The sequence below is a fragment of the Nitrospira sp. BLG_2 genome (genome assembly GCF_049222245.1).
Genome location: NZ_JBLYIG010000179.1, coordinates 1 through 6,934, shown reverse-complemented (window position 1 = coordinate 6,934; position 6,934 = coordinate 1). Strand labels below are relative to the sequence as shown.

Below are 6,934 nucleotides of genomic sequence, written 5' to 3'. Positions count from 1 at the left end.
CGATCGATATTGGCCACTACAGCGGGACCGTGAGGAACGATATCCCCACTGAGCTCACTTGAAACCGTAATCTTGAAACTCCCTGTGTAGTTACTGAGGGGATCGATGAAAATCGTATAAGCCCCTGTCACCGGCAATTCTTCAAGGTCAACGCTTGCGCCGTTCATCTCGCTGGAAGAGATCGTAGCCGCCGAATCGGTTGAGAACTGATAGGCTGGCATGGACGTATGTACCGTTGTCAGTGGAGAGCGTGCCCGCTCGCCCATCGTTGCATAATAGTTCTTCACTGCGGAGACATGTCTATGCACCGTCTCGCCATCAGGCCGATACACTGAAACGTAAAACTGTGTGAGGGTGACACCGCTGAAGCCGATATTGATCCGCTGGCCTGCTGTGCCGTCGAAGACCAGCACGCCATTCTTATCCGGAGTAGCGATCTTGACCGTGACAGGGTCACCGTTGACAGCGATACGGCCATTGTATTCAATATCCGCTGCCGCGACGCCCGGCGGTAGGGTGGTATCTCCGGCATAACTCCCGTCAGTGGCAATACTGGAAATGAGTCCCGCTGAGCCGAGCACAAGCGTGATTGTTGCTGCGGCTACTCGTACTCGGCACTTCACCCACGGCCATAGGCTGTACATAGTCGCCCTCCTAATTTATAAAATCTGACGGCTCTTGGTGATTGTTACCTCGTTTGAGTTGGTCATGCGACCTGGGCTGACGGGCGGACTCTACCCTTTTTTGCGCCCGCGACGCAATCCCCTAGACACTCTTTAATATGGTTATTTGTACAATCCCCCCTATCGGGGGGATTAAATCAAGGAAAGGCTTGCGGCTAATAATCGCCTCAGCTGTGGAGTCGAATGAAGGTTAGGAAAGCAAGGAAGAGTGTAGAGTGTCCTGCTGGACAGACGTGTTGTTCGGTCGGCTGACAGCAAAAAAAGAGGGTGGAGAGTTGTCTCCCCACCCTGCCTGCAACTTATTAGAAGCTTCTCGGAACTACTCGGCCTTACAGAAGCTCCGTTCATAGTTGATGATCGTCCAGGCTTCTTCTTCCGTGATGGCGGCAGGAATCAAGGAAACCATCCCCGTTCCGGGGCTGCCGTTCTTAATGACCCAGAAGAGTTCGCCATCTTTCCGTTTCTTGTGGAACTTGCAGTTTGTGAAATCCCGTGGGCTTGGGTTCAAGATCTTCCCCGCCTCGCCCTGGCCATCCCCGGCCTTGCCATGGCAATTGAAGCAAGTACCCTTCCCCTCGTATAGCGCCTTGCCTTTGGCGATGCTCTCCGGGCTGGACGCCACCGGATTCTTCAGAGCTTTCGCATCCGCGGCTTGATCGGGCGGAACGCGAGGCTTCAAAGGGTCTTTTTCTTCAGCCCCGACTACCGAGGCCGAGAGAAACACAACTGCTGCAGCGACTCCTAAAAACTTGGACAAATACATCACACATCCTCCTTTTATGTTGAACCCACTGAGCCTGAGTGACACTCCAGGCCGCCGACTTATCTTCATGATTTTCAAAAGCCAGATAAAACCGTTGGAGTATACCAATGCCCTTAAATTGCTGTCAATAAAGCATCCTTTTCCATTTCTCATCCCGTCTTCGTAAAGAGAAATCAACTCTCATGCCACGCCCACGCCAAAAAGATACAAGAAAATGTCGGCATTTATGTGATTCGCCGCGAGCCATTCCACACGTTATCGATTTCGTGACACCTTTGCGCCTCACTTCTACCATCCTTGCTCACTGTTACGGACACAAACCATTGCACGTGGTTGAACGGTCGCAAAGAAATTCGTTGCGAATCTATGCGAGTTGCCGCGACATCACGTCAGAACAGTCTTCCCACTATTTACCTATACCGCTTGGCAGCGCTCAGAAATTTCCGGGTTGACACATTTCCGGCTAGTGACTAAGCTTCCTGCTCACTGCCATTTACTGACACTCGGTACTCTTCTTTGCTTGATTATCATCGGACTTATCCACCATACCGTAGCATTGCGTCAGGTGAATCCGTAGCATGAATCTTCACTTAAAACCCGCTGTAACGGGAACGGCCCGCCGACTCGTTGTGTTGGTTCATGGTTTAGGCAGCAGCATGCTCATGGATGATGTCGTGACGCTCATCAGGGAATGCTTACCCGACTCAGACATCGCCATGGCGAAGTACAACTCCAGTTTGTTTTCCAATAGCCCGGCCGATAAAGAAGCCCCTGCGCTTGCGTTGGAGATCGGCCGCTTGGTGGAAGACAAAGCCAAGGAAAGCGGCTCATATGAAGAGATTTTTTTAATCGGCCATAGCCTCGGTGGACTTTGCTTCGCGCCGCTTACCTCCTGGCCACAGGTGCGAAAATTACCACTCGCTATTCCCTCGTTCCACAAGACTGGGCCCAACCGACACCTTTACGGTCGGAAGGTCCGTCAAAAGGACCCTATGTGGAACGGGTGATCTTGTTGTCCGGATTGAACAACGGTTGGACGACGCCGGATCCCGATCAGCTGGGCCGATTCAGGAGAATCAAGTCTGCCATGATTACGGGGCTAATTGCGTGGACCAGTTTTCGGGGCAAGGCCCGTCTTATGCGGACGGTCATGCGGGGCTCGCCGTTCGTTGTCGATGTACGGTTGAACTGGCTGGACATAATCAAGAGGGGGCTCGAACCGCGGACAATCCATCTTGCTGGAGAAACAGACGACCTCATCAAGAAGGAGGACCTCTACGATTTCCGGTCGGGACAAAACTTCAAGCATCGCGTCGTGAAAAATACCCAACACTATGATATCGGAGTGATGGAGTCTGCAACCGCCGATGCTATTCTGGCGGACTTCCGTAAAAAAAAGAGAGGGGCGAGATGGTTCTTCGGCTGGCTGCTTCCCACCTACAATATCACCAAGATACAGGCGGCTACAGGCGAAAAGAGCTGAAGGAAGTTTTCACAGCATCATGGGCTTCCATCCGATCACAAATCGCTTCTGGAACTACCGTCCCCACCACTAAAAATCATATCGTCATTATCCGGCACGGAATTCGAGACGATTCCCACGGCTGGGTGTCGAGGCTCGCCGCAACAATTGAAGCACTCGATCCGACCGGTGGTATCCTTTGTCAAAAGCAGAGCTATGGCCGTTTCTCTATGTTGCAGTTTCTGTTGCGTGGAGCACGCATACGCCGAGTCTACGAGTTCATGGATCAGTATGTTGATCTTCGCTCGCTCTACCCGACTGCGAACTTCCACTTCTTCGGGCATAGCTATGGGACCTACATTGGCTGCAAAGCGATCCACCATTACCGCACCTCCGATTTCCGGCACATGGTGCTGGCTAACTCGGTGATGGCGAGCGATTTTCCCTGGACACCACTGCTTGATACCCAGGTCTCCAAGGTTCTAAATGTCCGAGGCAATCGCGACTGGATCGTTGCCTGGTTTCCTGGAGCCTTTCAATCATGGCGCGATCTGCGAGGGAAGAAGCCGAATCCAAGCGATGATCTTCTCGGCAGTGCTGGGTTCAAGGGCTTTGATGGAGTCGTGGATGAAGGTACAGTTCAAGGCGGGCATAGCGCAGGCCTCCACCCCGATCACTTCCCGGCCATCGCTGAATTTCTCATCCGCGGCAATAACACTTTCCCGCGAAAACCAGGCCCAAATTACCTCGTGAGCTTAATTGCCCGGGTTCCATTCATCGCGTGGTTAGCGATTTACATCGCAGTCGTCACAGTGGGGCTGCTGATGGGGCTGACCTGGTGGTTCGCGGTACCGCTAAGCCTATTCTTCTTAGTGTCGGTATTGCATTTAGTATAAATTCAAGCATGCAATTTTAGACCTGTCCGATGAGGAATTCGTCACTGTCTGGAGACCGAATTCGAAGATGAGTCCTTCAGTATTGGATCGTGGTACGCCGTGGTCAGGAAGTGCAAGATCGGCTGCGATTGGAAAGACTATCGTTTCAACACAATGTCCCGGGCGACTTTGCCGCTCGGGCCGAATGGCTTTTGAGGTTTGCCGTTTAACTCGGCTTTGACTCCTCCGGCGTTTCCAAGGGTTAAAATGAACTGGTCCTGCCCCTTCCAATGAGCTTTTTCACCTGGTCGTAACAACGACTCCTGAGGACTCCCGTTATCGATCTGCACAACGACCCAGCTTAACTCTGTCGCTTCCAAGTCCAATACCAACTGGCCATCCCCAAAACTCTCCGTTGCATTCAGGGCAATTCCAGCTAACGGGCCATCGCTGCCTGGAGAGACCGTCGATACCGTTTCTGGCTCTGATCGAGAGGTTGTGCTAGCGGGCACAACAGGCTCCTGTCGCGGCGGGGCTTCAATCGTCGTCTTTGGCGCTCCGGCCGGCAGATCCGTTGGTTTCGGAACCTCCGCCGTACGTTCAGGCTCATGAGCCGTTGTGGCCGGAATCTCTTTCGCCGCTTGAGTCGTGCGTTTTGTCGCCGGGCCATGTTCAGGAGCTCCACGCCGAAACATCGACGATTGTTCTCGACTGAGGAGAAAGATGAGCGTCAATACAGCAATACTGATCGCGATCGTGACCGCTTTTCGATTGGACTGACGCTTCCGGTCTTCTTCGATCTGTCGCATCTTGAGCCGTTCGCGCTCGTCCTGTTTCTCGTAAAAGGAGCCTGCCGATTGGATAAACCGGTGAATCGCATCTTCTTCATCCAAACCCAGCGATCGGGCGTAGGAACGCACAAACCCCTTGGCGAAGACTTGGTCGGGCAACCTGGAAAAATTTCCGTCCTCGAGCGCCTTGACGAAATCCGTGCGAATGCGTGTCTTCGACGCCACCTCATCGACGGTCAACCCTTTGGTCTCACGGACTTGCCTGAAGAATTCGCCGACCGACTCCATAAGTCTCCTACTTCAATCGCGTCAAGAGTTCAGCTGCCGCAGTCGCCATCTCTCCACCTTTATCCAAGGTCTCCACTTTCTTCAAAATTTCCCGGGCCCTGGTGGTATAGCCTAACTTATAATACACCCGACCCAGCTCAAGATGAGTCATCGCAGGCGGGACAGTCGGAGGACTTGCCGACGCCGCATCTTCCAATGCCTCCATCGAGCCCTGAAGATCGCCCTGGTGTGCCAGTGCACGACCGAGATGAAATCGAGCTAAGTCCGGCGTTGGATAGAGAGGATTCGCCAAAGCCTGCCGATAGGATTGGATCGCCTCGTCCCACCGGTTCTGATTGGCGAGGACTTGCCCCAGATACGTATGCGCTTCAGAATAGGTTTCATCGATCTTAATCGCCGCGCGGAATTGCTCTTCTGCATGGGACAACTTGCCTTGCAGGGCATACACATGTCCCAGTGCGTACCTTGATTCCTTATTGGACGGATTCAACTGGACGGATTTCTGGAAGGACACGAACGCCTTTTGACGATCTCCCGGCAGACTTGCGACACCCTCTTGATAATACCCTTGCGATTTTTGCAGCACTTCCTTGTCGTTTGCGCACCCTCCCCAGATACTTATGAGTCCTATGTAGACCGACAAGCGATACGCTTGCAGCCGCCGGAACCACCAATCTCGCCCCATCATTGAACATCCTCAAAATGCGTGAGTCGCTTGAACTCGGCAAACCGAGTCTGAATCTCTTTGTAATCCAGGATGCGCAATCGGTCAAGACTAAAGGATTCTACGGTAAATGACGCCATCACGCTCCCAAAGATGATGGCTTGTCTCATGGCCTCCGGAGATCGGTTTCCCGTCGCCGCCAAGTAACCCAGAAATCCGCCCGCAAAGGTATCTCCGGCGCCGGTCGGATCGCGTACGTCTTCCAATGGAAAGGCCGGTGCGCCAAAAATCTGCTTTTCATTGAACATGAGCACACCATACTCACCCCGCTTGACGATGAGGTGCTTGGGCCCTCGTGAAAGGACGAGCTTCGCCACTTTCACCAGATTGGGATCTTGGCCCAGTGCGCGCGCCTCGCCGTCGTTAATGATCAGAACATCCACCTTCTCTAACACCTTCCAGAGCGCCTCGGGCTGACCATTGATCCAGAAATTCATCGTGTCGCAGGCCACCAGTGCGGGACGTTGCACTTTGTTCAGGACATCCAGCTGCAGCTCCGGATGGATATTCCCCAGGAACAACACGTCAGGCGCGCGATAGGCCTCAGGAATTTGTGGACGAAACGTCTCGAACACGTTGAGCTGTGTATCCAAAGTGCGGGCTTCGTTCAGCTGATGCGTGTATTCCCCCTTCCAACGGAAGGTCGCCCCCGGACGCCGCTCCAGACCGGCAAGATCGATCCCACGGCTTTTGAGAAACGCGATATGCTGTTGGGGAAAATCCTCTCCGACCACGGCAATGAGCGCCACTGACGTAAAGAAGCTGGCCGCCGTCGAGAAATACGTGGCCGACCCTCCAAGAATCTCGGTTCTTTCGCCGAAAGGAGTTTTGACCGTATCGAGCGCAACCGATCCCACGACTAATAGTTTTCCCATGGCTAATGGGCTCCTTTCTTTTGTGTCAGCGCACGGTCAACAAGCACGGCGAGCTTCTTCCGAGCAGTAGTAGGGATTCGGTTGGGCGCCGTCAGAATGGCATTGTCCAATGCCCGATGACAGGGACAGTCTATCGGATTGTCGAAGGACGGTATGGCCGATCGGAGTAGTTGTTTAGCCAAGGCCACATTGCGATGAAGCGTCCCCAACACCGCCTCCACCGTAACCGCCTCTTCTGTCTCATGCCAGCAGTCATAATCGGTCACCAGCGCCAAGGTCGCATAACAGAGCTCCGCCTCACGCGCCAGTTTCGCTTCCGGCATGTTGGTCATCCCGATCACATCGACACCCCATTGCCGGTAGAGCCGTGATTCCGCTTTCGTCGAAAATTGAGGTCCCTCCATGCAGACATAGGTTCCGCTGCGATGCAAATTTGCGCCGACTTTTTCTCCAGCCGACAGGAGAACCTGTCC

9 protein-coding genes are annotated in these 6,934 nt (G+C 53.5%); 3 read left to right on the top strand and 6 right to left on the bottom strand.

The window, feature by feature from the left end:
* Both ACOSYY_RS04985 and ACOSYY_RS04980 read right to left on the bottom strand, forming a co-directional pair.
* Positions 1 to 644, bottom strand: a 644-nt coding sequence (locus ACOSYY_RS04985; RefSeq protein WP_421661167.1) for a hypothetical protein, incomplete at its 3' end; no start/stop codon positions are given.
* A gap of 358 nt (positions 645 to 1,002) precedes the next feature.
* Complete coding sequence (locus ACOSYY_RS04980; protein ID WP_421661168.1) at positions 1,003 to 1,446, bottom strand: c-type cytochrome; 444 nt, start codon at positions 1,444 to 1,446, stop codon at positions 1,003 to 1,005.
* Positions 1,447 to 2,024: 578 nt separating this feature from the next.
* On the opposite strand from ACOSYY_RS04980, the gene ACOSYY_RS04975 reads away from it, so the two are divergent.
* From ACOSYY_RS04975 to ACOSYY_RS04965, 3 genes are all read left to right on the top strand, one after another.
* Positions 2,025 to 2,453: an alpha/beta hydrolase gene (locus tag ACOSYY_RS04975; RefSeq protein ID WP_421661166.1), complete on the top strand. Its 429-nt coding sequence runs from the start codon at positions 2,025 to 2,027 to the stop codon at positions 2,451 to 2,453.
* Positions 2,441 to 2,929, top strand: a complete 489-nt coding sequence (locus tag ACOSYY_RS04970; RefSeq protein WP_421661165.1) for a hypothetical protein — start codon at positions 2,441 to 2,443, stop codon at positions 2,927 to 2,929. The genes ACOSYY_RS04975 and ACOSYY_RS04970 overlap by 13 nt, the downstream gene beginning before the upstream one ends.
* 260 nt (positions 2,930 to 3,189) lie before the next feature.
* The gene (locus tag ACOSYY_RS04965) at positions 3,190 to 3,804 is read left to right on the top strand and encodes a hypothetical protein (RefSeq protein ID WP_421661164.1); all 615 of its coding nucleotides are present in this window, start codon (positions 3,190 to 3,192) and stop codon (positions 3,802 to 3,804) included.
* Between the two features lie 137 nt (positions 3,805 to 3,941).
* On the opposite strand, the gene ACOSYY_RS04960 is transcribed toward ACOSYY_RS04965, so the two are convergent.
* The 4 genes from ACOSYY_RS04960 to ACOSYY_RS04945 all read right to left on the bottom strand — a co-directional run.
* Positions 3,942 to 4,862, bottom strand: coding sequence for a helix-turn-helix domain-containing protein (locus ACOSYY_RS04960; protein ID WP_421661163.1), 921 nt, complete (start codon positions 4,860 to 4,862; stop codon positions 3,942 to 3,944).
* 7 nt (positions 4,863 to 4,869) lie between these two features.
* Positions 4,870 to 5,550 carry a tetratricopeptide repeat protein gene (locus ACOSYY_RS04955; protein ID WP_421661162.1) on the bottom strand — a complete coding sequence of 227 codons (681 nt, stop codon included), beginning with the start codon at positions 5,548 to 5,550 and terminating at the stop codon, positions 4,870 to 4,872.
* Positions 5,547 to 6,461 (bottom strand): PfkB family carbohydrate kinase, encoded by a 915-nt coding sequence (locus tag ACOSYY_RS04950; protein WP_421661161.1) that lies wholly within the window; start codon positions 6,459 to 6,461, stop codon positions 5,547 to 5,549. The genes ACOSYY_RS04955 and ACOSYY_RS04950 overlap by 4 nt, the downstream gene beginning before the upstream one ends.
* A gap of 2 nt (positions 6,462 to 6,463) precedes the next feature.
* On the bottom strand, positions 6,464 to 6,934 hold a 471-nt coding region (locus tag ACOSYY_RS04945), incomplete at its 5' end, for an MTAP family purine nucleoside phosphorylase (RefSeq protein WP_526023280.1).

What these genes read in the sequence shown, in the direction of transcription:
- ACOSYY_RS04955 (WP_421661162.1), bottom strand. Translation starts at nt 5,550, where the DNA reads ATGATGGGGCGAGATTGGTGGTTCCGGCGGCTGCAAGCGTATCGCTTG.
- ACOSYY_RS04965 (WP_421661164.1), top strand. Translation starts at nt 3,190, where the DNA reads ATGGATCAGTATGTTGATCTTCGCTCGCTCTACCCGACTGCGAACTTC.
- ACOSYY_RS04950 (WP_421661161.1), bottom strand. Translation starts at nt 6,461, where the DNA reads ATGGGAAAACTATTAGTCGTGGGATCGGTTGCGCTCGATACGGTCAAA.
- ACOSYY_RS04980 (WP_421661168.1), bottom strand. Translation starts at nt 1,446, where the DNA reads ATGTATTTGTCCAAGTTTTTAGGAGTCGCTGCAGCAGTTGTGTTTCTC.
- ACOSYY_RS04960 (WP_421661163.1), bottom strand. Translation starts at nt 4,862, where the DNA reads ATGGAGTCGGTCGGCGAATTCTTCAGGCAAGTCCGTGAGACCAAAGGG.
- ACOSYY_RS04975 (WP_421661166.1), top strand. Translation starts at nt 2,025, where the DNA reads ATGAATCTTCACTTAAAACCCGCTGTAACGGGAACGGCCCGCCGACTC.